The sequence below is a fragment of the Cryobacterium sp. CAN_C2 genome, assembly GCF_015751745.1.
GTDB lineage: Bacteria > Actinomycetota > Actinomycetes > Actinomycetales > Microbacteriaceae > Cryobacterium.
This window is the reverse complement of sequence record NZ_JADOUX010000024.1, coordinates 17,662-41,859: the sequence shown is the minus strand read 5'-3', so window position 1 is coordinate 41,859 and position 24,198 is coordinate 17,662. Positions and strand designations below refer to the sequence as shown.

General features: G+C 65.2%; 17 protein-coding genes and 1 pseudogene. 8 read left to right on the top strand and 10 right to left on the bottom strand.

All coding sequences use genetic code 11. The features are described from left to right. Positions 1-363: 363 nt before the first annotated feature. Positions 364-546 (bottom strand): annotated as a pseudogene (locus IWX77_RS15275) (DNA-processing protein DprA); the annotation flags it as partial. A 677-nt stretch (positions 547-1,223) separates the two neighbouring features. On the opposite strand from IWX77_RS15275, the gene IWX77_RS15270 reads away from it, so the two are divergent. Continuing rightward, positions 1,224-1,457 carry a hypothetical protein gene (locus IWX77_RS15270; RefSeq protein WP_196845409.1) on the top strand — a complete coding sequence of 78 codons (234 nt, stop codon included), beginning with the start codon at positions 1,224-1,226 and terminating at the stop codon, positions 1,455-1,457. A 569-nt stretch (positions 1,458-2,026) separates the two neighbouring features. Here the strand turns inward: IWX77_RS15270 and IWX77_RS15265 are convergent. Further along, complete coding sequence (locus IWX77_RS15265) at positions 2,027-3,880, bottom strand: glycoside hydrolase family 2 protein (RefSeq protein WP_196845408.1); 1,854 nt, start codon at positions 3,878-3,880, stop codon at positions 2,027-2,029. A gap of 76 nt (positions 3,881-3,956) precedes the next feature. Further along, positions 3,957-4,970, bottom strand: a complete 1,014-nt coding sequence (locus IWX77_RS15260; RefSeq protein WP_196845407.1) for a LacI family DNA-binding transcriptional regulator — start codon at positions 4,968-4,970, stop codon at positions 3,957-3,959. 211 nt (positions 4,971-5,181) lie between these two features. Between IWX77_RS15260 and IWX77_RS15255 the strand changes: the two genes are divergently transcribed. The 5 genes from IWX77_RS15255 to IWX77_RS15235 all read left to right on the top strand — a co-directional run bounded on the left by IWX77_RS15255 (position 5,182) and on the right by IWX77_RS15235 (position 10,427). Then, entirely contained in the window at positions 5,182-6,495 is a 1,314-nt protein-coding gene (locus tag IWX77_RS15255; protein ID WP_196845406.1) for an ABC transporter substrate-binding protein, read from the top strand. Further along, positions 6,488-7,444: a carbohydrate ABC transporter permease gene (locus IWX77_RS15250; RefSeq protein WP_196845405.1), complete on the top strand. Its 957-nt coding sequence runs from the start codon at positions 6,488-6,490 to the stop codon at positions 7,442-7,444. The genes IWX77_RS15255 and IWX77_RS15250 overlap by 8 nt, the downstream gene beginning before the upstream one ends. Before the next feature lie 7 nt (positions 7,445-7,451). Next, positions 7,452-8,357 (top strand): carbohydrate ABC transporter permease, encoded by a 906-nt coding sequence (locus tag IWX77_RS15245; RefSeq protein WP_327012235.1) that lies wholly within the window; start codon positions 7,452-7,454, stop codon positions 8,355-8,357. Continuing rightward, positions 8,354-9,355 carry a glycoside hydrolase family 43 protein gene (locus tag IWX77_RS15240; protein WP_196845404.1) on the top strand — a complete coding sequence of 334 codons (1,002 nt, stop codon included), beginning with the start codon at positions 8,354-8,356 and terminating at the stop codon, positions 9,353-9,355. Before IWX77_RS15245 ends, IWX77_RS15240 begins: the two co-directional genes overlap by 4 nt. A 151-nt stretch (positions 9,356-9,506) precedes the next feature. Then, entirely contained in the window at positions 9,507-10,427 is a 921-nt protein-coding gene (locus tag IWX77_RS15235; RefSeq protein WP_196845403.1) for an aldose 1-epimerase family protein, read from the top strand. Positions 10,428-10,715: 288 nt separating this feature from the next. Here IWX77_RS15235 and IWX77_RS15230 read toward each other — a convergent pair whose 3' ends face one another. Next, entirely contained in the window at positions 10,716-11,060 is a 345-nt protein-coding gene (locus IWX77_RS15230; protein ID WP_196845402.1) for a hypothetical protein, read from the bottom strand. Positions 11,061-11,247: 187 nt separating this feature from the next. Here IWX77_RS15230 and mobF point away from each other — a divergent pair, with 187 nt between their 5' ends. After that, positions 11,248-15,054: a MobF family relaxase gene (gene mobF / locus IWX77_RS15225; protein WP_196845401.1), complete on the top strand. Its 3,807-nt coding sequence runs from the start codon at positions 11,248-11,250 to the stop codon at positions 15,052-15,054. 141 nt (positions 15,055-15,195) lie between these two features. Here the strand turns inward: mobF and IWX77_RS15220 are convergent, their stop codons facing one another. From IWX77_RS15220 to IWX77_RS15195, 6 genes are all read right to left on the bottom strand, one after another. Further along, positions 15,196-16,125, bottom strand: coding sequence for an N-acetylglucosamine kinase (locus tag IWX77_RS15220; protein WP_196845400.1), 930 nt, complete (start codon positions 16,123-16,125; stop codon positions 15,196-15,198). Beyond that, positions 16,118-17,077: a glycoside hydrolase family 113 gene (locus tag IWX77_RS15215; protein WP_442784485.1), complete on the bottom strand. Its 960-nt coding sequence runs from the start codon at positions 17,075-17,077 to the stop codon at positions 16,118-16,120. The genes IWX77_RS15220 and IWX77_RS15215 overlap by 8 nt, the downstream gene beginning before the upstream one ends. Then, on the bottom strand, positions 17,074-19,695 hold the full coding sequence (locus IWX77_RS15210) for a glycoside hydrolase family 2 protein (RefSeq protein ID WP_196845399.1): 2,622 nt from the start codon (positions 19,693-19,695) through the stop codon (positions 17,074-17,076). The genes IWX77_RS15215 and IWX77_RS15210 overlap by 4 nt, the downstream gene beginning before the upstream one ends. After that, positions 19,695-20,519, bottom strand: coding sequence for a carbohydrate ABC transporter permease (locus IWX77_RS15205; RefSeq protein ID WP_196845398.1), 825 nt, complete (start codon positions 20,517-20,519; stop codon positions 19,695-19,697). The genes IWX77_RS15210 and IWX77_RS15205 overlap by 1 nt, the downstream gene beginning before the upstream one ends. Continuing rightward, positions 20,516-21,520, bottom strand: a complete 1,005-nt coding sequence (locus IWX77_RS15200) for a carbohydrate ABC transporter permease (RefSeq protein ID WP_196845397.1) — start codon at positions 21,518-21,520, stop codon at positions 20,516-20,518. Before IWX77_RS15200 ends, IWX77_RS15205 begins: the two co-directional genes overlap by 4 nt. A 76-nt stretch (positions 21,521-21,596) precedes the next feature. After that, the gene (locus tag IWX77_RS15195; protein WP_196845396.1) at positions 21,597-22,892 is read right to left on the bottom strand and encodes an ABC transporter substrate-binding protein; all 1,296 of its coding nucleotides are present in this window, start codon (positions 22,890-22,892) and stop codon (positions 21,597-21,599) included. Positions 22,893-23,176: 284 nt separating this feature from the next. Between IWX77_RS15195 and IWX77_RS15190 the strand changes: the two genes are divergently transcribed. Further along, positions 23,177-24,184, top strand: a complete 1,008-nt coding sequence (locus IWX77_RS15190; RefSeq protein ID WP_196845395.1) for a LacI family DNA-binding transcriptional regulator — start codon at positions 23,177-23,179, stop codon at positions 24,182-24,184. Positions 24,185-24,198: the final 14 nt, after the last annotated feature.

The window sequence follows — 24,198 nt, the reverse complement described above, 5'->3', positions numbered from 1 at the left end:
TGGCTGGACATGGTGATGATTCCTGATTCTCGCCCTACGTCAAATGGCGAACTTGCTGTTAGGTACTGGCCTCACTCGACCTTGACACGTAGGGCATGGCTGGAACAATCTTTCTTCGGTTCCTGCCGGCGGGCGTTAGATACGACTGCACCACCATGACCGATTTCCCCGTCTGCAATCCTGACTATTCGCGAAATCATGACACCTCGATGCCACGACTCGTGCATCTCTACAATCACCAGCAAAACGATTTCTACCACGACCCACCACCCATGTACTTGGAATGACGCAGAGGACATTCCTTGTAGAAGGGGCGGGTGCTCGGATGGCCGCCCGCCCTTCGGTTATTCAGCCCTGGGTGGCAAGTTTGGCCATGTCGTCGGCGTTGGTAACGATGGTGGCACCGAACTCGCGGATCAGGCGGTGGCAGCCTGTGGAGGCTGCGCTGGTGACCAGGCCGGGGACGGCTCCGGCCGGGCGCCCCAGGCCTGCGGCGTGCCCGGCGGTGTTGAGCACGCCGCTCCTCCACCCGGCTTCGGTGGTTATGCCAACCTAACTCGAGCGTGCAGTTGACCGTGAACATTCGCGCAGACGAGTACGAGAACTGACAGCCACGTCTGTCCGAAATCGTTGAATTCTGCGACGAACGCGGGGACGAACGACACGCCGAACCCGGCGTGTCCACAATTCGGCTGACATCCCTAGCGAGCTGGCCAACGTTTTGACACGATTTCTGAACGCGCGCTTGCTCATTGCCTCGTATCCTCGCAGCATGAGCCTCATTTCTGACGACGACCGCATCGAGAGTGCCCTGACCGGGTAAGGGCCTGAGTAGTAATCGCGCGAAAACGTGCGGTAAGGCCGACCGTTTTTCGTCATTGATTCTCGACACGAGTTGTCGACGCGTTTTCGGCCCTGATACGGCGCTGATTCCCTACGTCGGCAAGCCCTCGTTTGCCGTCACATGTCCCCAAGCACGGCTTACCGCACGATCCCGTTCCATTACTACTCACGCCCCATACCGGTGCCGGTGGGGCTCCCACCAAGCGGCTGCGAGCGGCGGCTGAAACGGATAGCGTCGGCGACCACAGCGGATAGCTCTCCTGCGCGTGAGGGCGAGCGTGGCGTGTTGCTGGCCTTCCGCGGTTCCCAGCCCGCATGATGGCAGCCAGCCCGGATCGCACTCGGTGGAGATCACCGGAATCTACCATGGCGGTCCGGACGTGGCTGAGAAGGGCCTCGATACCGCCGATCTGGCGGCGATGGTTGACGATCAGAACCCGCGAACCGAGGATCAGAGCGAACTCACGACCGGTATCAGTGACGGTCAGGTGGCCGGGCGTGATCGCGGAAGGAACTGGCTGATCGTGCACGCGCCAGAACCGACAACGATGACCGTGGCACCGACCGGGATCAAGCGCCGGGAGTCAGACCCATTTCGGCCGCCGCGGGTGTAATGGCAACGCGTGCGGGCGACTGCGGTGGGGCTGCCGCGCTCCGCTGCGCTGCACTTGCCCTGGGCTGATAAGTGCGCTGCTGAAAGCCCCGGTGTCGATGTCCAAGGAAACGGCGCCCCCGCAAAGCCTCGCTCAGGCGATCCTAGAAGCGAATCATAGACCGGGGGAGTGACACTCGCCCTTGCCCTGAGAAATCCAGCACTTCGAGGGCACAGCCCATCCTTTGCCCTAGTTGGGTCAAGTCCCTGCGGAGACGCGATGACCTGTCGCCTGGCGACCCATTTTGGGAATTCAGGTGCGGCCGGAACTCACGAGTATCAGCAGGTTGTCCGCGTCTCCTACGGGACTGAAGGTGGTACCCGGCTCGGCGCCAACAATGCTTCTATTTAGCCCCGCTCCAGAGCCAATACCAGGACGGTCGACTCGATCAGCACGAAAACGAAGCCGAGGTCGAAGAACAGCCTGGTGGCGTTGACGCGATCCGTTCTGTGCGAATCATCCGGTCGCTAGAGATTGCGGCGCAGCCGTAGCGGAGTTCGTCGTCGAAGTCATGGCTCCAGCCTGGGGTTTCAGGAGGGTGTTGGCATCCCGGTGATGATGCTGCGAACAACGGCGATGGGCAGCTTGGGTCGCCTTTTGCCGGTGAGGAGACCATTCGTCTCCTGCCCGGTATCCGTGAGCTGCGTATAGCAGTAACCGGCGAGGACCTCGCTCGCTTGCACTGCAACGAGCAGCGAATGGAACCGTGCGGTGAAATCGTCGGCAGAACTCGCACTGGAGTAGCCCCAGGCGGCCGCGGGAACCTCGTCCTGCGCGTCATCCGGAGCGAACTTGATACCTCCGAACTCGGTGAGCATCACCGGCTGGCCCCGGAGCGGCTCGTCGGAGAGGCGAAGGCGCCGCCCAGCGGGGCCGAACCCGCTGAACAACGCGGCAACGCTCGCCTGGTCGGCGTAACGCGCAGCGACGACATCACCGGACGCCTCGTAGTCGTGAATGGACCAAATGTCGGAATCGAGGTGCTCCCAACCATCGTTGGAGATGACCGGGCGGGTGGGGTCTGTGCTTTTCGTTAGGTAGAACAACGCGCGGGCGTAGTCGCGTACGGCCGCGTTGTGAGCGATGTGCTGCACCCCCCAGCTCTCGTTGAGTGGAACCCAGGTCACGATGCTTGGATGGGAGGAATCCCGGCGGAGCACGTCTGACCATTCGGAGACGACCCGTCGGGCCGCGGTCGGCGAGAATTCATAGGCGCTCGGCATCTCCTCCCAGAGGAGCAAACCGAGCTTGTCGGCCCAGAAGAGAAAGCGCGGGTCCTCGATTTTCTGGTGTACGCGCGCGGAATTGAATCCGAGGTCTTTGATGAGTTGAACCTCGGCGCGGAGGGCATCGGCCGAGGGCGCCGCGAGATGCGATTGTGGCCAGAAGCCTTGGCTGAGCACTGAGCGCAGGTACAGTGGTCGGTCGTTCAGCAGGAATCGTCCGCCTTCTACCGCCGTGCTGCGGAGCCCGAAGTAGGAGCGTACCGTGTCGTCGCCGACGGTCACGGTGGCATCGATGAGTCGCGGTGTCTCGTCGCTCCACAGGAGTTGCTCGTAATTCTGGCCGTTCGTCTGGCGCGGAATCGGAACCGTCAGCTCGAGCCGGTCGGAGTCGACCAACATGCGCTGGTTGGCGAGCGGCAGACCCTCGAACTCGAGGGCGACGTCGAGCCGGGTGCCCAGCGTGGGGCGGTGACTGAGCTCGACGGCCAGCCTCACTTGCCCGAGGGTAACGTCGGTAGTCCAGGCGAGGTGTAGTACGGCCAGCGCTGGCACCGCTTCGAGCCAGACCGGCTGCCAGATTCCGGTGGTGCGGTGATACCAGATCACGTGGGGTTCCACCTGCCAGTCCTGCTTGCCGCGGGGCTGTCCAACGTCGAAGGGGTCGTCTTCGGCCCGCACAATGAGAAGCTGCGGGAAATCGGATGTCGCGGAAATCGCGTCGTTGATGTCGAAGGAGAACGGGGTATGGCCACCCTCGTGGCGGCCAAGGAGTGATCCGTTGAGCCAGACTGTGCAGCGGTAGTCGACGGCGCCGAAGTGCAGGAGGATCCGTTCACCCTCCGTAGCGAGCCCGGCAATGGAGATCTCCCGCCGGTACCAGACGATCGGGTGGAATCCGGTGTCGTGGATTCCAGATGCGGCCGACTCCGGGGGGAATGGCACGGTGATCGTGCGGTCGAATCGTACAAACGCATCGGGCAGGAACCACCGCTCGACAATGCCGGAGTCGTCGTCGTCGAAGCCTAGACTCCACTCGCCGCAGAGATCGACCCATTCCGAGCGCACAAGCTGCGGGCGCGGATAGGTTCCGTCCTGGAGGGATGCGCGGGCTGACGTCTTACGGCACGTAACTTCGCTCGAACGGGCTTCAATGTCCATGGACCCATTGTGAAGTATTTTTCTAGCGCTGTAAACCACCGGGCAGATCGCACCACGTCGCACGGCGACGGGGTCTTCAGCGGCGCTGCGGCGCACTCTCCCTGACGACGAGGGAGTAATCGGCGATGCGGTGACGTCCCAGCGCGGAGTAGCCACCGATTCGCTCCTCGAGCATGTCCAGGGCCATCGTGGCGATCTGGGTAGTGTCTGGCGCGATCGTTGTGAGCGAGGGATAGGTGAACGACGCCATCGTGATGTCATCCCAGCCCACCACTGCGACGTCCTCAGGCACCCGCAGCCCGTGCTCCTGCAGCGCCCTCAGTGCGCCGATCGCGGCGAGGTCATCGCGGCACACCAGACCATCGAATTGGTGGCCAGCGGCAAGAACCGCACGCACCGCGTCAGCGGAGTTCTTCGGACTGATGGCCGTGCTCGGAATGATCAACGACATGTCCACGGCCATCCCAGCCCTGGCAAGAGCGCTCTGGAAACCGGTGAGCCGCTGCATCGACGTCTCAGACTGGTCAAATTCTTCATGGCCGAGGAACCCGATCCGGCGGCATCCCAGGCCCAGCAAGTGCGAAGTCGCCCGGGATGCCGCGCCTATATTGTCGATCATCACGTGATCAACGCTCAGGGGCGCCGGGCCCTCACCCAGCAACACGAGAGGAACGTCGCCGCGGCGCTTCGAGATCTCAAGTGACGGCATTCGCGATGGCTGGAAGATCATGCCGTCGACGAGGCCGGCCTCGCGGGTCGAGGCGATCGCCCGCTCGCTTTCGATAGTTCCGTCGGTCTGCTCGAGCAGGAGCCGGTAGCCTCTGCGAGTTGCCTCTGCTGCCACGATGCGAGCGAGCTCGGCGAAGTAGGGAAGGCTGACGTCACTGAACGCAAGCGAGAGCATCCCGGTGCGTCCCGTCGCGAGACGCCGGGCGGAGACATTCGGCTGGTACCCGAGTTCCGCTATGGCGGCCTCGACCCGTGAGCGCATCGCAGCACTGACGTGTTGGTAGTTGTGGACGACGTTCGAGACGGTCTTCATTGACACGCCGGCCAGCTCGGCCACATCCTGTAAACGCGCGCTTGCCATCCCGGGAAGTCCTCTCCGCCGTGAGTTACCGTGCCGTTCGCGACGCTGCGCAGCGTGCCAGCCTCCACTTTAGCAAGTCGTCACGATCTCAAATCGTATCTTGACTCCGAACTTACAGCGCTGTAAATTATTCACTATCGCGGTGGGCGCCAACGGCTCCCGAGCGCGACACCCTCGATTCACCGGGATGTCACTCAAAGGAGAGAAATAGATGAGAAACCACAGACTGCGCGCGGTCGCCGCAGTAGCGATCGTGGGCCTGGGGATGTCGCTCGCGGCATGCTCCAGCGGCACCGCACAATCGTCCGACAGCGTGCCCGCCACCGCCGCATACTCCGGCCCCAAGGTAGACATCACGTTCTGGAACGGCTGGACGGGTGGCGCTGCCCCTGTTCTCGTTCCGAAGCTGGTCGCCAAGTTCAACGCATCCCACCCGAACATCAACGTCAAGAGTAACGCCATGGAGTGGGGCGACATTGCGCAGAAGATGCCACTGGCGATCAAGGCGGGTAAGGGGCCGGACATCGCCGTTGGCCATGGTGACGATGTCGCCACGTACGCGGCGCAGGGCCTGCTGCTCAAGTCCGACGCTGTGGTGAAGGCCCTCGGTTACACCGCCGATGACTTCCCGGCTGGCCTCCTCGACGCCGGCCAGTTCAAAGGCAGCCAATACGGTGTGCCGTGGAGCGTCACCCCGCTCGGCCTGTACATCAACAAGGACGTGTTGCGCGCCGCGGGGCTCGATGAGAACATGGTGCCCACCGACCAGGTCAGTTACCTCGCGGTGCTTGACGCGCTGAAGGCCAAGGGCGTTCAGGGCGAATGGGCTGATGGCTACGTCTTCACGGGAACCTTTGAATTTGAATCGCTGCTCTGGCAGTATGGCGGCGACCTGTTTAACAAGGACGTGACCGAGGCCACCTTCAACTCCGACGCCGGTGTGAAGGCCCTGACCTGGATGACGGACCTCATCGACAAGGGCTACAGCCCGCCAAACGTGGCTCAGGACGGCAACATCAACGCACTGATCGGGGGCGAGACCGCGTTCAACTGGAACGGCGTCTGGCAGACTACGAACGAGGCGCTGCAGTCGACGGACTGGACCGCCGTGCCGGTGCCGCAGATCGGCACCGAGAAGGCCGTCTGGTCAAGTTCGACTCACTGGATGTTCCCGGCCAACAAGAACCAGGACCCGAACAAGTCGTCCGCCGCCGCGACATTTGTCAAGTGGATGAACGACAACTCGAGCGAATGGGCGTCCACCGGAGAGCTTCCCGCCCAGAACTCGGTGCGTGAGGACCCGGCCCTATTGCAGAACTACCCCGCTCTCGCACCCTTCCTGAAAGAGCTCAAGTACGCCCACTACGAGACGGTCTCGCCCGGCATCACCAACGCCATGGCGGAGGTAACCACGGCCGTCAACGAGGCCATGCTCGGCAAGAAGTCGGCGAAGGCAGCCCTGGACGACGCTGCGGCGAAGGCCACCAAACTGCTCAAGCAGAACAACGCGCAATACGGTGGCTAACACACCCACCGCACTTTCCCGCGGGGGCTTCGGTCCCCGCGGGTCGGGTGGGGGCCCCTCCCGAACCGGCCGGCGGAGAAACCTGACGGCCTACCTATTCCTCGCGCCGTTTCTGATCATCTTCGGCGTTTTCGTGCTCTTCCCTGCCGTGTATGGACTGTGGATCAGCCTGCACGTCTGGAACCCGCTCCTCGACAGTCACCCGTTCGTGGGGCTGCAGAACTTCGTCGACCTGGTCACCCCCGGTTCGCTGACCTTCAACGATTTCTGGGAGAGTATGGGCGCAACTGGTATTTTCGTGCTGGCCAGCGTGCCGCTTCTTCTCGCGGTTCCCCTCGCCATCGCCCTGCTGCTTAACCGCCGCATCCGCGGCAGTGCCGTCTTCCGCGGGATCTTCTTCGCCCCCTATGTTCTCGGCGTTGCCGTAGTGAGTGTGCTCTGGCGCTACCTGCTAGATCCGCAACTCGGTGTTGTCAACGCCGTGCTCGGTATCCTCGGTCTCCCGGCCGACATCCCGTGGACCGTTGACGTGCCGTGGGCCTGGGTCTCGCTCGTGGGAATAACCGTCTGGTGGACTCTCGGCCTGAATACCGTGATCCTCCTCGCCGGACTCAAAGGCATCAATCCGGACCTGTACGAGGCAGCCGCGCTCGACGGCGCCGGCGCGTGGGGCAAGTTCGTCAACGTCACCATGCCGGGCCTGCGCCCGGTGATGACGTTTGTGGTGACGGTGACCCTGCTGGCATCAGCAAATATGTTTGGCCAGTCCTACTTGATCACGCAGGGTGGCCCGGGCACCGAAACGCGCACCGCGATCATGTACATCGCCAACCAGGGGCTCACCCAGAACCAGATGGGGGCGGCGACTGCCATGAGCTATGTGCTCTTTGCCATGCTCGCCGTGGTGAGTGTCATCAACTTCCGCCTCCAACGCGACAACACGAAATGAGTCCCTCGTGACGACCTCTCCCACCACGGTTTCCGGCGCCGAGGTATCTGGCACAAATGCGTCCGGTAGCAAGGCTTCCGGAACCAGGAGACGACGCTTCGCGCCTGAACTCGTGACCTACGCGATCCTCGTTCTGATCGCACTGATCATCGTTGTGCCGTTGCTCTGGATGCTGCTGACCTCCTTCAAAACGGACTTCGACGCCATCAACTCCCCCGCATCCCCTTGGCCAAATCCGTTCACCGCCGAGGCCTACCGCACCCTGTCCACCGGCAACCTTCCCATCCTCCGTTGGTTCGCAAACAGCGTGATCGCGGCGACAGCACAGACGGTAATCATTCTCGTAACGGCCTCGGCGGCCGCCTACGCTCTCGCTCGACTCGAGTTCCGCGGCAAGAAATTGGTCTTCGGGCTCATTATCGGCACGCTGCTTGTGCCCGGCGTGATCTTCCTGATTCCGAACTACCTGATCGTGGACAGTCTCGGCTGGCTCGACACGCTGTGGGCGGTCATCGTGCCAGGATCGGCGGGGGCCTTCGGAGTGTTTTTCCTTCGCCAGTTCTTCGTCTCCCTCCCCGCTGAGATCGAGGAGGCTGCGCGCGTGGACGGCGCGGGCGACTTTCGCATCTTCTGGCAGATCATCCTGCCCCTGTCTCGGCCGGCGCTAGCAACCCTCGCGGTGCTGAGCTTCCTCACCAACTGGAACGACTTCATCTGGCCGATCTACGTTCTCCTCAGCCCCGAGAACCTCACACTCCAGCCGGGGCTCTCGGTTCTGCAGGGCACCTATTCCACGCATTTTGGAATCGTGATGGCCGGTGCAGTGATTGCATCTTTGCCGGTGTTGATCCTCTTTACGCTCGCGCAGAAGCAGATCGTTGAGAGCGTCGCCGCATCGGGGGTGAAGGGATGACCGGAGTCGCGAGGCGCTGCATCGTCGCCCCTGCCGCTGCCGCTGCCGTCGCACTGTTGGCGGGGTGCGCGCTAACGGGCACGACCCAACCTTCTGACGGCGACGACACGGCTCCGGATGCCACGGCTCCGTTCGTTCTCGACCAGGACTTTCCCGACCCGGACGTACTCGAAACCGGGGGCGTGTACTACGCCTACGCGACCAATGGCAGCGGCTTCAACGTCCAGGTCGCGACGTCGCCGGACCTGAAGGAGTGGACCACCAAGGCCGCCGACGCTCTCCCTGTCCTGCCGACCTGGTCCCGTCCCGGCAAAACCTGGGCCCCGGATGTTTCGGAGCAGGCACCGGGCAGATTTGTGATGTATTTCACCGGGGCGCGCACATCGCCGCAGACGCAGTGCATCGGGGTCGCGACCGCAAGCCAGCCAGCAGGCCCCTTTACACCCGTTGGCAGCGCGCCGATCGTCTGCCCGGAAGATGAGGGCGGTGCGATCGACCCGGCGACATTCATCGACGACGACGGGTCGCGATATCTGGTCTGGAAAAACGACGGCAACAGCCGCGGGCTCGACACCTGGCTGCAGATCGCACGACTCTCTGACGACGGAACGGCACTCGTTGGCGAGACCACCCGCCTGCTCAAACAGAAACAGACCTGGGAGGGTGCGCTCATCGAAGCGCCCACCCTGGTCAAGCGGGACGGTCGTTATGTGATGTTCTACAGCGCGAACGACTACGGCGGCGGCGCCTATGCCATCGGCTACGCCACCGCGGATGCCCTGCGCGGCCCCTACACAAAGGCCGACGGTCCCCTGCTGAGCTCGACCCTCGCGAACGGCAGCTACCTCGGCCCGGGTGGACAGGACGTTGTGCGGGCGCCCGATGGAAGCGATGTCCTCGTCTTCCATTCCTGGGACGAGCTCTACATCCAGCGCGGCTTGAACGTGGCCGCGCTCACCTGGGTTGGTGCTGTGCCGAAAGTGACGCTGCAGCGATGACGTGCGGGCCGATGCCTGCATGGTGAGGGTGAAGGCTGAGCATTTTGCCACCTCCGCGTAGTCACGCGCAGGCAGGGGCATCCGCCGGGGACGAAGCTTTCGTCGGCGCCGGACCTGACAAACCGGCCCCGGCCGAAAAGAGGAAGACATTGTGACGAACACCAAAGCGCCGAGCGGGACGCAGTATGAGATCGCGGGGTGCGGCTACCGTGCCGTCGTAACGTCGGTCGGGGCGTGCCTGCGGCTGCTGCAGTTTGAAGGCCGCAACCTCGTGGTGAGCTTTGAAGAGGGCGAAGCGATGGTCAACTTTCGCGGCGCTATCGCGGCGCCCTGGCCGAACCGGATCGCCGACGGACGTTACCTGGCCGGCGGGGTGCCGGAGCAGCTGCCGGTCAACGAGGCGTCGCGGGACTGTGCGCTGCACGGGCTCGTGTTCGATCGGGCCTGGCAGCTGCTGGAGCATGCGCCCGGCGAGGTTGTACTCGGCGTGCGCCTGCCCGCGGGCCCCGGATATCCATTTCAGCTCGACCTCACCGCCCGGTACACGGTCGCCGCCGACGGCCTTACGACGACGATCGAGGCGCAGAACTCGGGAGCGGGCGAGGCACCGTACGGTGTCTGCCCGCATCCCTACCTCAGCGCGGGGGACACCCCACTCGACGACTGGACGCTCACCATTCCGGCCGATCGGGTCCTCGAGGCCACGCCGGACCGGCTGTTGCCGATCGGAGTCGTCGACGTCGCAGACGGTGTCTTCGACTTCCGGGCACCCCGGGTGCTGGGAACCACGGAGATCGACCACGCCTTCACAGGGATCATCAGGGACTCGAGCGGATCCGCGACCCTCGAACTGCGAGAGGCAGGCGGTCACGGCGTAGCCATGACCTTCGGACCGGAATGCCCGTGGTTACAGGTGCACACCGCAGACCTGCCGGCCCCCGGGGTCACCCGGATCGGCCTCGCAGTCGAGCCGATGAGCTGCCCGCCGGACGCCTTCAACTCCGGTATTGACCTCGTCAGCCTCGCGCCAGGCGACACCCACGAGGCGAGCTGGCGGGTCAGCGCGCTCTAGCCAGACTGGCCGGCCTGCGTTCACTGAGCGTTCTGCCCTCGCAGGGGCCGGACCCTGGAGAGCTGCGCCAGAGAGATGCCGACGCCGCGATCAGCTCGCTGAGGCAGACGAGCTCGCTGTTTCAGCTCGGGTGAGATTGTTGCGGCAGGAAACGAGGTCGGTCAGAAGTCTGTACCGATTGGTCGACGGCAGGGGTGACAGCATCATCCTCTCGACGCCCCTGCCCGCGGGCGGGAGGTGGCTGGGGCGTTGTACGAGTCGCGGTATGGCCAGGTTCGTTACCGAGAATTAGGCTGCGGACATGTGAGCCGGCGTGCCGGTTGTCGTGTTGGTGGTAAGGGGGGCGAGGCTGCGCAGGCGCTTCACTTCTTTGGGTTCCAGGGCGAGGAGATCGGCGACCCGGACAGTGGTCTCCCCGAGGTCGAAGAGGCGCTGCACGCTCTGCCCGATGGTGTTCTCAACGGTCTCGAGCTGAGCAACCAAGTGCTCGCGTTCGTCGCCGGCGGTGAAGAACTCGGCGAGTGTCACCTCGATCTTGCTGTCGCGTTCGGCACGGACCTGATCGACGCGGGTGCGGGCGAGCCGTGCGCGCTCCCAGGCGTCGAGCTTCTTGCCGGTCTGTTTTGTTGACATGACGTCAGATACCCTCACGAATCCAGATGCAGATCTCAAAGATTGAGATCTGCACCCAAACTAGTCATGAATTCGATCCTCATCAAACCAAGCAAAAGATAGAGGCAGGATAGACACATCTCTTGCACTAATAGTGTCTGGCCCGGTTCAGGCGTTAACCTGTGTTGAGAGGGGGTGATTGTAGCTCATGATGACCGTGCACGTTTTACACGCCGGTGACGGCTACACCTACCTGACCCGTCAGGTCGCAGCGGGGGATCATGCTGTGCGGCGGGGCGAGGACCTCACCGAGTATTACACCGCGGAAGGCAACCCGGTGGGGGAGTGGCTCGGGTCCGGGCTGGCGAACCTGGGCGTGTCTGGGGCGGTGTCGGAAGCGCAGATGCAGGCCCTGTTCGGTGAAGGGCTGCACCCGGACGCGGAGGCCGCCATACGTGCTGCGGTCGCCGGCGGGGCGTCGCCGGAGGATGCTGTGCAGGCGTCCCGGTTGGGGCGCCGGTTCCCGCGGATCCAGCACCAGTCCGACGGCTGGGACGAAGCCGTCGCTGACGCCTATGCGCAGTTCGACGCAGAGACTGGTCGCACCCCCGAGGTCGGGGTTGAGCGGGATCTGATCCGCTGGACCATCGCCGCCACCCGTGTCGAAGGGGCCCTGGGTCGGCCGGGGACGGACGCGGAAGTGGCCACGCATCTCTCCCAGATGGGCAAGGCGCCCCGCCAGCCCGTCGCCGGATACGACTTGGTATTCACCCCGGTGAAGAGCGTGTCCCTGCTCTGGGCACTCGGGGATCTGGACACTTCCCAGCAGGTGCGGGAGGCGCACAATGCTGCGTGGCAGGCGACCGTTGCCTGGTTGGAAACGGAAGCCGGTGTCACCCGTGTTGGCGCCGGCGGGGTCGCTCAGATCGACACGCACGGGTTCGTCGCCACCGCGTTCGAGCACCGCGATTCCCGCACCGGCGACCCGAACCTGCACACCCACGTTGCCGTGTCGACGAAGGTGCAGGGCCTGGACGACAAGTGGCGTTCGCTGGACGGCCGGGTCCTGCACGCCCTGGGTGTGGCGGCGTCCGAACGGTACAACACCCTCATCGAGCAAGAAGTGCGACAGCGGCTCGGGGTGACGTTCGTGGACGAGAGCCGGGGGCGGAACAAGCGCAGCGTGCGGGAGATCGCAGGGATCAGCCGGGAGCTTCGCGAGTCGTTCTCCTCCCGCCGGGCGGCGATCGAGGACGCCTACGACACGCTCCTGCAGGAGTACGTCACCAAGCACGGGCACACCCCGCCGAAGACGGTGCAGCTGAGTCTTGCGCAGCGGGCGACCCTGGAAACCCGGGAGGGCAAGGGCGCCCCGAAGAGCCTGGAACGTCAGCGCGCCGAGTGGCGGATCGCCGCGACCAAGATCATCGGGGAGGTCGCCGTGGACACCCTCGCCGCCACGATTCGGCAGCCACTGCAGCTCACGGTGCAGGACGAGATCCTGGCGAGCCTGAGCATCGAAGAGTTGGCCGACCGGGTCCTGCACACGGTCGAAGACTCCCGGGCGACGTGGCGTCGTTCGCACGTCGCCGCCGAGGCGCAACGCATCGCTCGCGTCTTCGCGAACGTGCGCCCCGATGTGGACGCGCAGCCGGTTGCCGCCGCGGTCGCCGAGGCTGTGATGAGCCGGGTGATCGCCGTCACCGCCCCGGCACTGAACCCGGTTCCGACGCAGTTGCAGCGCCAGGGTGGGGAGAGCGTGTACCGGGTGCATGGGACCGAACGGTTCACGTCCACCCGGATCCTCGCGATCGAAGACAGCCTGATCGACGCCGCTCGCACCGTCGCAGGCTTCACCCTGGACCCCGCCACCTTTGACGCCACCGTGGACGAGCTCAACGCGGCCAGCGTGTATCCGTTGGATGCGTCCCAGGTGGAGTTGGCTCGCCGCTTCGCATCCGGCGGCCGGCTCCTCGAGGTTGGGATCGGCCCGGCAGGGACGGGCAAGACCACGGCGATGCGGGCGTTCGCCCGCGCCGTTGAAGCCGGCGGCGGCCGGGTCCTCGCCCTCGCCCCGACCGCGGCCGCATCCACGGTCCTGGCCGAAGAGATCAAGGTGGAGGCGGAGACCGCGCACAAGCTCGTCGACGTCCATCGCAACGGGTCCCCGGAACAGCAAGCATCCGACCAGTACCGCATCGACACCCACACCGTGCTCCTCATCGACGAGGCCGGGATGGCCTCCACACCGCTACTCGCCGATGTCCTTGAACTGGCGCAGAAGCACGGTGCGACGATTCGTCTTCTGGGCGACCCGGCGCAACTCGCCGCCGTTGAATCCGGCGGCGCGTTGTGCCTGATCGAGCAGCGTGTGGGAGCGAGCTACCTCGACCAGGTCCACCGCTTCGTCGATGCCGACGAGGCCACAGCGTCGCTGCTCCTCCGGGACGGGGCGACCAGTGCGCTGGACTTCTACGTCACCGCTGACCGCACCCGGGGCGGCATCCGGCAAAGCATGCTCGAAGAGATCTACGTCGCCTGGGCGGCCGACCGCGGTGCGAACAGGCACTCGATCATGGTTGCGGGAACCAACGATGAGGTTGCCGCGTTGAACGCGCGCGCCCGCCTGGACCTGATCGCCCAAGGCGCCGCCGGGAAAGGTGGGGCGTTGCTCCGCGATGGGAACAAGGCCGGCCTGGCGGATGTGGTCGTGACCCGGCAGAACGACCGGCAGCTGCGCTCCAACCAGGGCAAGGACTTCGTCGCCAACGGTGACCTCTGGACCGTCCTCAGCAACGACGACGGCGACCTCAAGGTCAAGAGCCTCCGGCACGGGGGAGTGCTCACCCTGCCGGCCGAGTACGTGGCCAGCCACGTGGAGCTCGGCTACGCGGCCACCATCAACCGGGTCCAAGGCATGACCGTGGACACGTCCCACATCCTTGTCGACCCGCAGTCCACCTCACGCGAACAGCTCTACGTTGCGGCGACCCGCGGCCGGGAGTCCAACCGTATGTATGCCGTCGTTGAAGAAACCCTTCAGGTTGACGCCCACGCCCCCGACCACCTCCGCACCAACATCATCGATGCCCTCACGGCCGTGCTTGCCCGCGAAAGCGCGGAGCGATCTGCGAACGAAGAGATCCAACGTGCTCAGGATGCCGCCGCCAGCTTGGCCACACTCCTGCCCGCCTACGAAGATGCCCTTGCCCGGGTGTTCGACCCCGACCGGCTCCACCGGATGGGAACTGCAGTCCGGGACGTGCTCGAGCCGAGCATCGCCGACCAAGTCATCGCCGACGAAGCCTGGACACACCTGGCCAGTCGGCTCGCAGCGCACGAAGCACACGGTGCCGATGTGCGGGCGCGGCTCGCCGCTGTTGTTCGTACCGAAGACACCGGGCCGGACTCCACCGTTGGGTCATTCGCGAAGGTGTATCACCACCGCCTTGGCGCTCCGGCGCAGCAGACCACGGATGTGCGCCTGCCGAGCTGGGTGAGCCCGCCGCCCGCCGTGGGAGAGGGCGAGAACGCAGAGGTTCGCCGCTGGTTGCGCGCTCAGGCCGAACTCATCCAGAGTCGCGTCGACGCGCTCATCGACGCAACGACACTGGACGCGGAACCGTGGAGCGCGAACCTTCGCCCCGTACCCGAGGGCGAATCCCAGCACAGGGCGTGGCGGAACGACTTGGGCAATGTGGTCGCCTTCCGCGACCTGCATCAGATCAACGATACCGAGTTGGCTCTCGGAGCAGCCCGTATCGACGACGACGCGTACACGATTGCCGCTTTGTCTGTCGCGCGGCTTCGACCGGGCGAGGACGATCCTCGAGGTGCCGCTCGCCGTCGAGTTGCTGACCTCCGGCAACGTCTGGCCGGTGCGACGGACCCGGCCGGTGCTCTTGATGTCGCAGAACGTGTGCGGCGCATCCGTGATCGCGAACATGACCAGGTTCAGCAAGACCGGGACGCGGTGGCCACGCAGCATCGATCTGGTCATCGCCCGACGGTTTAGCTGCCTTTGTCCGGAGGGGAACGGCATCCGGCTTCGACCGCGACGCCACCATGATGCGTCCCGCCCGAACCAGCCACAAGCTGCTTTCGCCGGCACTCGGGCGCGCAGCACCCCAGCTCTACACGTTTGACCACCGGTGGATCAGTCTCGTGCCACCGCAATCCGGTCGCGGAGGGCGCTACGAGAGGAGAGCATGGGCAGGAGGGTCGCGCCCTCGAGGGCGCGACCCTGCGGCTGACGGATGTCGATGGCCGGCCAGAGGGCGCGCAGCCCCCGCTCGAACGCCAGATTGATCGCGGGCGCCCGCAGCACCCCGCCGAGGCTGCAGACCACCGGCGCAGGCCCAGTGCCCTCGCCGACGCGGCGCAGTCCGGCCGCGACCGAGAGCACGAGTTCGGCGGCCGCTGCGGCGCAGATGGCGGCGGCGACGGCATCCGTCGGGGCTAGCGCGGTGACCTGCTTGGAGTACGCCGCGATGCGTCTCACACGGCCGGGATCGCCCTGCAGCTCGAGGTAGGCCGTCTCCAAGTTGGGGAAGTCCGCGCGCACCGCGTCGGTCAGCGCCGAGCTGGGACCGCGCCCGTCGTAGTCGCGCATGACCGCGTCGAAGGCGGCGCGGCCGATCCAATAACCGCTGCCGGCGTCGCCGATCAGGTTGCCCCAGCCGTCGATCCGGGTGACCGCGAACTCGCCGACGGCGAGGGTGACTACGCCGGTGCCGACCGCGATCACGGCACCTAGGCTGTCGCCGAGCGCGCCGAGGTAGGAGGTGACCGAGTCGTGGGCGAGGCAAACCTCGTGCACGCCGAGGGCGTCGGTAGCCGCGCGAAGCTCGGCGGCGTCGGCCGGGGAGTAGGTGAAGCCAGAGATCCCAGCGCTGACGGTGTGGATGGGGACACCGGATGCCTCGGCCACCCGGGCGACGACGTCGACCAGCTGCGGGATCAGGTCGGTGTCGGTGAGGATCCCCGCGAATTTGAAGATCCTCTCTGCCGTGTCCTCGCCACGAAGCAGCGCCCGGATGCCGGTCTGGCCGGCATCGATCGACAGGAAACGGGGGTGGTCACTCATGGTGGGTCAGCCCTTGCACGGCACGATAGTGCTGGGTCAGGAATGTCCCAGCAGGTTTGCCGTAGACGCAGTAGTCGTCGTTGCGGGATGCCTCGCCGGCCGGGTAGAGGCGGGCCGGCCAATCCCAGAGCATGAACCCGAGCATCCATTCCCGCCCGGCGGCGGCGGCGAACATGTCCTCGTAGTATCGCAGTTGCTCCGCGCCGGACGGTGCGCCTGGCAGCGCCCAGTCGTTCGGTTTGCTGGCGGAGCCGGTGCGGCTCGGGCAGCCGGCCTCCATGAAGAAGAACGGTTTTCCGGCCCGCGCGACGACCGGTTCGATCCGGTCGAGTTCGGCGGGAAAGGAGCCCAGCGGGTAGTAGCCGCTCGAGCTGATTACGTCGACCGCGTCCCACCAATCGATGTGGTCCTCTTGGTATTTGTCGCAGTTGTAGGTGATGAGCCCGGAGTAGACATCGCGCACCCGGGCGATCAGGGTGCGCCAGCGGGCGCCCTGGCTGTCGGCGCGCACCATCTCGCAGCCGATGCAGAGCATTTCGCATCCCTCGGCTTCGGCCAGTCGGGCAGCGTGCAGGATGAAGGCCGTGTACGACTCGAACCAGTCTGCCCAGCCGGGCTCGCCGGGCACCTCCCAGTCGAAGAAGCCGATGTAGGCGCGCCAGGTGCCGTCGGCGCAGTTGACTACGGGCTTCAGGCAGACCCTGAGCCCGAGGGCCTTGGCCTCGCGGATCGCCCAGCGCACCTCCTCGTCTGTGACGGTTGGTTCCCGGTCGAACGGGATCTCAGTCGATTGCGCGTTCTCCTGCACGGCCGCGTAGGCCAGGGCGGTCCAATTGACGCCGTGCTCGCTCATCCTGGCCATCGAGCTTCGGGCCACGTCGGTGGCCCAGCCCCCGCGAGTCCCGGTCCAGCCCCAGGTCATCCCGCAGACCGGGGCGCCCAGGGGGGTCACGGCCTGACCAGTTGGTTTCCGCTGCGCAGCACTGACGGCGCCGACAGAGCCGCCAGGTCGAGGGCTGCGGCGGAGGTGACCGTGAAGACAACGCTCTCGCCGGGCAGCAGCGTCACGAGCATGTCGTCCACGGTACCGGCCGGGTCGACCTTGTCGACCAGCAGGGCGAGGTCGCGGGTGAGGGTGTGCGCGGTTACGGTGAGCCGGTAGCTGCCGTCGACCCGGTCGAGCCGGGTGTCGAGCGCAGCGGCGCCGAGGTGGGTGTCCCTGGCCTCGGCGAAGAACCAGTGGCAGCGCGCCCCGACGAAGTCGGCGCGGAGGAGCTCTGCTGCCGTATCCGTTGCCGCGGACACGGATGCGGGCAGCGGCACGGTGACCGTGGACCGCGCGGGCAGGGTGACGTGCTCGGTGTGCTCGGCAAGCACGGTTCCCGTGTCGGTGAGTCGTGCGACGACCAGCGGACCAGTCCACGGTTCGGCAGAGTCGTTGATGACGATGGCGGCAAGGCCGTCGGGCCGCGGCTGGATGGTGACGAGCCGGTCGGCGTAGGCATGGCGAAGGGCATAGAGCAGCGGTTTCGGACGGCCGTAGCCGTCGACGGCCGCCCAGGAGGTGACCGGCCAGCAGTCGTTGAGCTGCCAGACGATGCTGCCCATGCAGTGCGGCTGCAGAGACCGGAAGTGCAGGATCGCGGTGCTGATGGCGTTTGCCTGGTTCAGCGACATCGCCCAGTGCCAGGCATCGGTCTCGTCGGGCAGCGGGTAGTGCGCGAGTAGACCGTCGGTGAGCTTGACATTGCCCTCGGCCGCCTTCTGGTGCACGAGCATGCCCGGCGATTCCGGGGTCAGCGGGGAGTCGCCGATCGCGCTGGTCATGGTGGACCAGGTCGGCGGGCCCTGCCAGCCGAATTCGGCCACGAACCGCGGCGTGTATTCCCGGTAGTCGGGGTAGTCGCGCTGGTTCCAGAGGTCCCAGATGTGCATGGTGCCGTGGTCGGGGTCGTTGGGCGTGTGGCCGCCGTCCTGCGGTGCGGGGCCGGGGGAGAACGGGCTGCCCGGAGTGTAGCCGACGTGCGGGGCGAGCTCGGTGACGATCTGCGGGAACACCTCGTAGTAGTAGCCAGCACCCCAGGTCTTGCCGTCGAGGCGTTTCTTCCAGTTCCACTCCTCGTGGCCCCAAAGGTTCTCGTTGTTGCCGTTGAAGACGGCCAGCGACGGGTGCGCGGCGAGCCGGGCGACATTGTCGCGGGCCTCGGCCTCGATCTCGTCACCGAGCGGTGCCTCTTCGGCGTAGGCGGCGCAGGCAAGCAGGAAGTCCTGCCAGGTGAGCATGCCGCGCTCGTCGCAGAGCTCGTAGAAGTCGTCGGCCTCGAAGATGCCGCCGCCCCAGACCCGGAGCAGGTTGATGTTGGCGAACTCGGCCTGTTTGATACGGTCCAGATAGCGTGCCCGGTCGACCCGGTGCGGGAAGGCGTCGTCGGGGATCCAGTTTGCGCCGCGCACGAAGACGGACTGGCCGTTGACCACGATGGTGAACGGGGTGCCCGCATCGTCCGGCGTGGTGTCGAACTCGACCGTGCGGAAGCCGATCCGCTTGTTAGTGGCGTCGAGTTCGACGGTGCCGGCGGTCTGGTCGGGGCTCGCATCGGTGCTGCTGAGTGTGACCGCCACGTCGTAGAGCGGCTGCTCGCCGTAGCCGCGCGGCCACCAGAGCGAGATCTCCGGAAGTTCGAGGCGCACGACCGCGGTCGTCTCCCCGGCACTGAGCTCGACGCTCGCCGACACGCCCGCGACGGATGCCGCGATGACCAGCGTCTCGTCGCCCGCCCTAGCGACCTCGACGTGCACGTCGATGATCCCGACTCTGCCGACCGGGGCGCCCCCGGTGGTCGAGCCTGTTGAGACCTGCCCGACCGTGGCGATCGGCCGAACGCTCTCGATCCGCGCCACCGACCAGTTCTCCAGGGTAACCGGGCGCCAGATCCCGCTGGTGCTCGTGTCGATTCCCCAGTCCCAGCCGAAGCTACAGGCCATCTTGCGGATCGCGTTGTACGGGTGGTGGTTCACGTGCGGGCGGTAGCCGAGGTCGAGGCTGGCGGCATCCGCGGCGCGCACGGGCGAGCCGAACGTCACAGTGAGCTCGTTCAGCCCTGACTTCAGCCGCGGCCGCAGGTCGAACCGGTAGCGGCGGTGCATGTTGCGAGTCTCGCCGATCGGGTGCCCGTTCAGCTCGATCGAGGCGATCGTGTCGAGGCCGTCGAAGACCACTTCAGTCTGCGTGCCGCCGCTCGCCTGCCAGGCGAACGTTTTGGTGTAGCGCCAGTTGGTCAGGCCGATCCAGGCGAGCAGGTGTTCGTTGTCGTCGAGGTACGGGTCGGCAATCAGCCCTGCGGCTAACAGGTCGGTGTGCACCGAGCCGGGCACGATGGCCGGGATCACGGCCTGGCGTACCTCCCGTGGCACCGGCCCGTCCAGCGCTGAGACGGTCCAGTCGGCGCCGAGCGATCGGCGGAGCGGGTGGGCGACCGCCGGAGCGTCCACGGCTCGGTCGACAGACCCTGCGTGGCCGACTACTCCGGACTGGTCGGTGGGTACGGTCTGGTCGATGTGGATCTTCATTACTTGGTAGCTCCCGAGGTCACGCCGTTATAGATGAATCGTTGGAGGAAAAGGAAGATGATGAGTGTCGGCAGGATTACGATCATGATGCCGGCAGCGATGACCTCCCACTGGGCGCCGTACGGGCCTTGGAAGCGGAAGAGCGAGGTGCTGATCACGGCCAGGTCTTGGCCGGGCATGTAGAGGTAGGGGATGTAGAACTCGTTGTAGATCGCGATGCCTTTGATGATGACGACCGTGGCGATCGCCGGGCCGAGCAGCGGCAGTATGATCCGCCAGTAGATGCCGAGCCGGCTAGCACCGTCGAGCATGGCAGCCTCGTCGAGCGAGCGGGGGATCGACTGCATGAACTGGATGAAGATGTAGATCGAGAGGATGTCCGTGCCCATGAACAGGATGATCGCAGCGCCATGGGTGTTCACGAGGTGGAACCAGTTGACGACCTGGTAGGTGGCCACCTGCGTAGTGACGGCGGGTACCAGGGTGGCGATTAGGAAGAGCGCAAAGACGAGTTTTTTGAACCGGAACTCGAACCGGTCGAGCACGTAGGCGGCCATGGTGCCGATGAGGATGGTGCCGGTCACCGAGACGGCGGCGATGAATGTCGTGTTAAGGAAACCGGTGAGCATACGCCCCTTGACGAACGCGGTGACGAAGTTGCTGAAGTTGAGCCAGTTTTCGGGCGGGACGAGCGGGCCGGAAGTGGCGTATTCGGTGTTGGTCTTAAGCGAGGCGAAGACGATCACCACGATCGGCACGAGGGCGACGAGGGAGCCGAGCACGAGGGAAGCATACTTCCCGGTGGTCCAGAGAGAACGGATCACGAGGATAGGGTCACTTTCTCGTCGGGGACGACCTTGCGCTGGATCCAGGTGACGAGCAGCACGATGATGAGTAGGATCACTGCCATGGCCGAGGCGAGCCCGACCTTGCGGAATACGAACGCAGTCTGGATCGTGTGGATCACGAAGGTCGTGCTGCCGTTGGCCCCGCCGGTGATGATGAACGGCAGTTCGAAGGCCGACAGGCTCCCGGCGATGGCGAGGATGAAGGACAGGCTGATGATGCGCTGGATGCCAGGGGCGATGATGTAGCGGAACTGGTGCCACTTGTTGGCGCCGTCGAGGTCGGCCGCCTCGTAGAGCTCACCGGGGATCGACTGGATTGCGCCGAGGAAGAGCACGAAGTTGAGGCCGATGTAGCGCCATATGGCGACTCCGGCTAGGGAGTAGTTGACGACATCCGGGTTGCCGAGCCACTGGGTGGAAAGGCCGCCCATGCCGAGGAAGCCGAGGACCGCGTCGAGGGTACCGCCCGGCCGGAAGAAGAACAGGAAGATGAACGCGATGGCCACGGCGTTGATCAGGTATGGGAAGAACAGAATGCCCTTGAACAGGCTGCGGAACCGGGTCTTGAAACTGAGGATGGTCGCGAAGTAGAGGGCTAGTGCCATCTGCAGGAACGAGGCGGCGAAGTAGTAGAGGCTGACCGCGAACACCTGCCAGTACTGTGGCTGGGTGAAGATGCGAAGGAAGTTGTCGAAGCCGACGACCTCTTTGGTCTGGTCGAGGCCATCCCAAGAGGTGAAGCTGTACCAGATCATGTTGCCGACTGGAATGTATGTGAAGGTCAGCAGGAGAGCCAGAGGGACGGCCAGGAACAGCCACGGCATGACAATGGCCGTGCGGGTCTTGCCGCCTCGCGCCTCGGTACGGACGAAGCGGCCGGCGAATCCGCGGAGCGTGAATTTGCGGGGCGGGGTGGTGTGTGGGGTGATGGTGCGGAGAGTATCCCCGGGTGCCGGGCGAGCCAGTTGTTCAGACATCCGGCATCCTTTCTTCGGGGATACTCCCCACGGTGTGCACTGTCGTGCGTGATTCTGGTGGTGCGGGCGCGTGACCTTAGCCGACGGACTTGACCGCGTCGGCCCACTTCTTATTCAGCTCGGCGAAGTACGAGGCCTTGTCGCCGTCGGCCGCGCCGCGGGCGACGTCGATGAGCTTCGCCCGGTAGATGTTGCCGGTGAGGTCGATCTCCGAGGCGCTGACGATATCGTTCTCGAGGGCCTCCTTACCGGCCGGGGCGGGGGTCAACTCGAGGTATTCGACGCCCGCAGTGGTGAAGTCGGACAGGATCGCCGGCACCTCACCGTCGGCGAGCGGGGAGAGCCCACCTTGCGCTGCCGCGTAGCCGGACTTCTGGGCAAACCAGTCGATCCACGCGCGGGCGGTTGCCTTATTTTCGGACTTGGCGCTGATGCCGTTCTTGTAGTCGCCAGCGACGGTGGAGTAAAACGTGCCATCGACCTGATGCGGGAACGGCATGTAGCCGATGTCTTCCTTGGCGCCCCCCGCGGTCACGGCGGCATCCTGCATCTGGGTAATCGACCAGGAACCGAGCACCATCGAGGCAACCTTGCCGCTGCCGAGGGAACCTTTTGAGGTCTCCCAGTCGGTCGTGGTGGGATCGGGTTCACTCAGGCCGTCCTTGACGATGTCGAAGAGCAGCCCGTCGGTGATCTCGTGGTACTGGCCCTTAGCCCAAGGGGCGTCGGATGCGACCAGCTTGTTGGACTCGTCGGCGTCGCCGGTGACGGCGCGGTTGCCGTCCCACTGACTCAGCGGCCAGCCGTCCTTGTAATTGGTGTAATAAGGGACAGCGTCTGTCTTGTCCTTGATCAGGGTGAGGTCGGCGAGGAACTCGTCCGGCGTCGTGGGGAGGTCGGTGATCCCGGCGGCCTTCCAGACCTTCTTGTTGTAGACGATGCCCTGCGCGTTGCCGGTCTGGGCGACGCCGTAGGCCTTGCCGTCATAGGCCGCCTCGGTGACGAAGCGGTAGGTCTCGCTGAGCTTCTTCACGGTGTCGAGGGGCTCGAAGAACTGGGGGAGCTGGGCTTTTGTGACGGTGTTAGGAATGAGGAGCACGTCACCGTAGTCGCCGCCCGACATGCGGGTGGCGACGTCAGTCTCGTACTTGGCGATCGCCTCGAACTTGACCTTCGTGCCGGGGTACGCCTTCTCGAACTCGGCGGCGTAGTCCTTGAACGTCGTGTCGACGATGTCGGTGCGGTTTGTCAGCACGGTGATCTCGCCGGTGACTTCACCTGAATCGGCTGAGCCTGATGCGCCGGATGAGCATCCGGCGAGCAATGCGGTGGCCGCGAGAACGGCCGCACCTGCGATGAGCTTCTTTGCCATCTGTTTTTCTCCTGTTCGGTGTCACCCTTGACCCGCTGAGGCACGACCGCGACTTCGCGACTCGTGAATCTCCGGTGTTGCTGTGGGGCTCACGTTAGGCGACTCAAGAAACCCGTGTCAAATGCAAATGTCAGCGCTGTCTTAACGTGTCTACTCCACGCAATACAGCGGGTTTTACAGTAATTCATTGGTTTATAGCGGCCTAAGTTTCCCTAATTCTCGGAAAATTGTCTGTAAAAATGTCTTACGTTGACATAGAATGTTTTGGTGCCGGAGAATCGAGAATGACCACTCAGTCCCGTGCGACCCTGGCCGACGTGGCCCGGCTGGCGGGAGTGAGTTCCAAGACCGTGTCCCGGGTGTTCGCCGGGGCAGGAAACGTGAGCACGGAGACTAGGGAACGTGTGCTCGGCTCGGCGAAGCGGCTGCGCTTCCGGCCGAACAACCTCGCCAGGAGCCTTCGCCATGGCGGCGTCTCGAACACCGTCGCCTTTGTGATTGGCGATCTCACCAACCCGTTCTACTTCCACGTAGCCGCCGGGATCGAGCGGGAGCTCGCCGCGAGCGGGCTAACCATGGTGCTGGCAACCACCGACGACTCGCCGGAGAGCGAGGAGGTCGTCGTCGACGCACTGCTCGCCCAGCGTGTGCGCGCGCTGCTGCTGATCCCGGTGGCCGACGATCAGTCGTACCTCGATGGCGAACGGCAGCTGGGCACGCCCGTGATCAGCGTCGACCGTCCGGCCCGCAACCTGCTCGCCGACTCGGTGGTGCTGCAGAACCGGCAGGGCATGGCGGATGCCGTGCGGTCGTTGACGGCGCTCGGCCACCGCAAGATCGGCTTCGTCAGCAACCCGTCCGCGATGTACACGCTGCGCGAGCGCCTCGCCGGCTACCGGGAGGCACTTCGAGAGGTCGGGGTGACGGACACGGCCCGCTGGGAACACGTTGACAACGACCCGGCCATCTCGCCGGAGCAGGCCGTGCGCGATCTCCTCGACCGTCCCGACCCGCCGACGGCGATCGTCGCCGGCAACAACCGGGCGAGCGCGGGGGCCGTGCGGGTGCTCCGTGACCGGGAGCCGGCGGTCGCCTTCATCGGCTTCGACGACTTCGAACTGGCGGATGCCCTCGGCATCTCCGTCGTCGGCTACGACACCATAGAGCTCGGGCGCTCGGCCGCCCGGCTCGCGCTGGAGCGGCTCGCCGACCCCTCGGACTTCACCAAACAGCTCGAACTCCCCACCCGGGTGATCCACCGCGGGTCGGGGGAGATCCCGCCGCCGCGCTGAGCGGGCTGGCCCGC

Bases quoted from the DNA above. Each gene is read 5' to 3' on its own strand.
- IWX77_RS15220 (WP_196845400.1), bottom strand. From the start codon at position 16,125: ATGAGTGACCACCCCCGTTTCCTGTCGATCGATGCCGGCCAGACCGGC.
- IWX77_RS15195 (WP_196845396.1), bottom strand. From the start codon at position 22,892: ATGGCAAAGAAGCTCATCGCAGGTGCGGCCGTTCTCGCGGCCACCGCA.
- IWX77_RS15190 (WP_196845395.1), top strand. From the start codon at position 23,177: ATGACCACTCAGTCCCGTGCGACCCTGGCCGACGTGGCCCGGCTGGCG.
- IWX77_RS15210 (WP_196845399.1), bottom strand. From the start codon at position 19,695: ATGAAGATCCACATCGACCAGACCGTACCCACCGACCAGTCCGGAGTA.
- IWX77_RS15260 (WP_196845407.1), bottom strand. From the start codon at position 4,970: ATGGCAAGCGCGCGTTTACAGGATGTGGCCGAGCTGGCCGGCGTGTCA.
- IWX77_RS15230 (WP_196845402.1), bottom strand. From the start codon at position 11,060: ATGTCAACAAAACAGACCGGCAAGAAGCTCGACGCCTGGGAGCGCGCA.
- IWX77_RS15240 (WP_196845404.1), top strand. From the start codon at position 8,354: ATGACCGGAGTCGCGAGGCGCTGCATCGTCGCCCCTGCCGCTGCCGCT.
- IWX77_RS15200 (WP_196845397.1), bottom strand. From the start codon at position 21,520: ATGTCTGAACAACTGGCTCGCCCGGCACCCGGGGATACTCTCCGCACC.
- mobF (WP_196845401.1), top strand. From the start codon at position 11,248: ATGATGACCGTGCACGTTTTACACGCCGGTGACGGCTACACCTACCTG.
- IWX77_RS15265 (WP_196845408.1), bottom strand. From the start codon at position 3,880: ATGGACATTGAAGCCCGTTCGAGCGAAGTTACGTGCCGTAAGACGTCA.
- IWX77_RS15255 (WP_196845406.1), top strand. From the start codon at position 5,182: ATGAGAAACCACAGACTGCGCGCGGTCGCCGCAGTAGCGATCGTGGGC.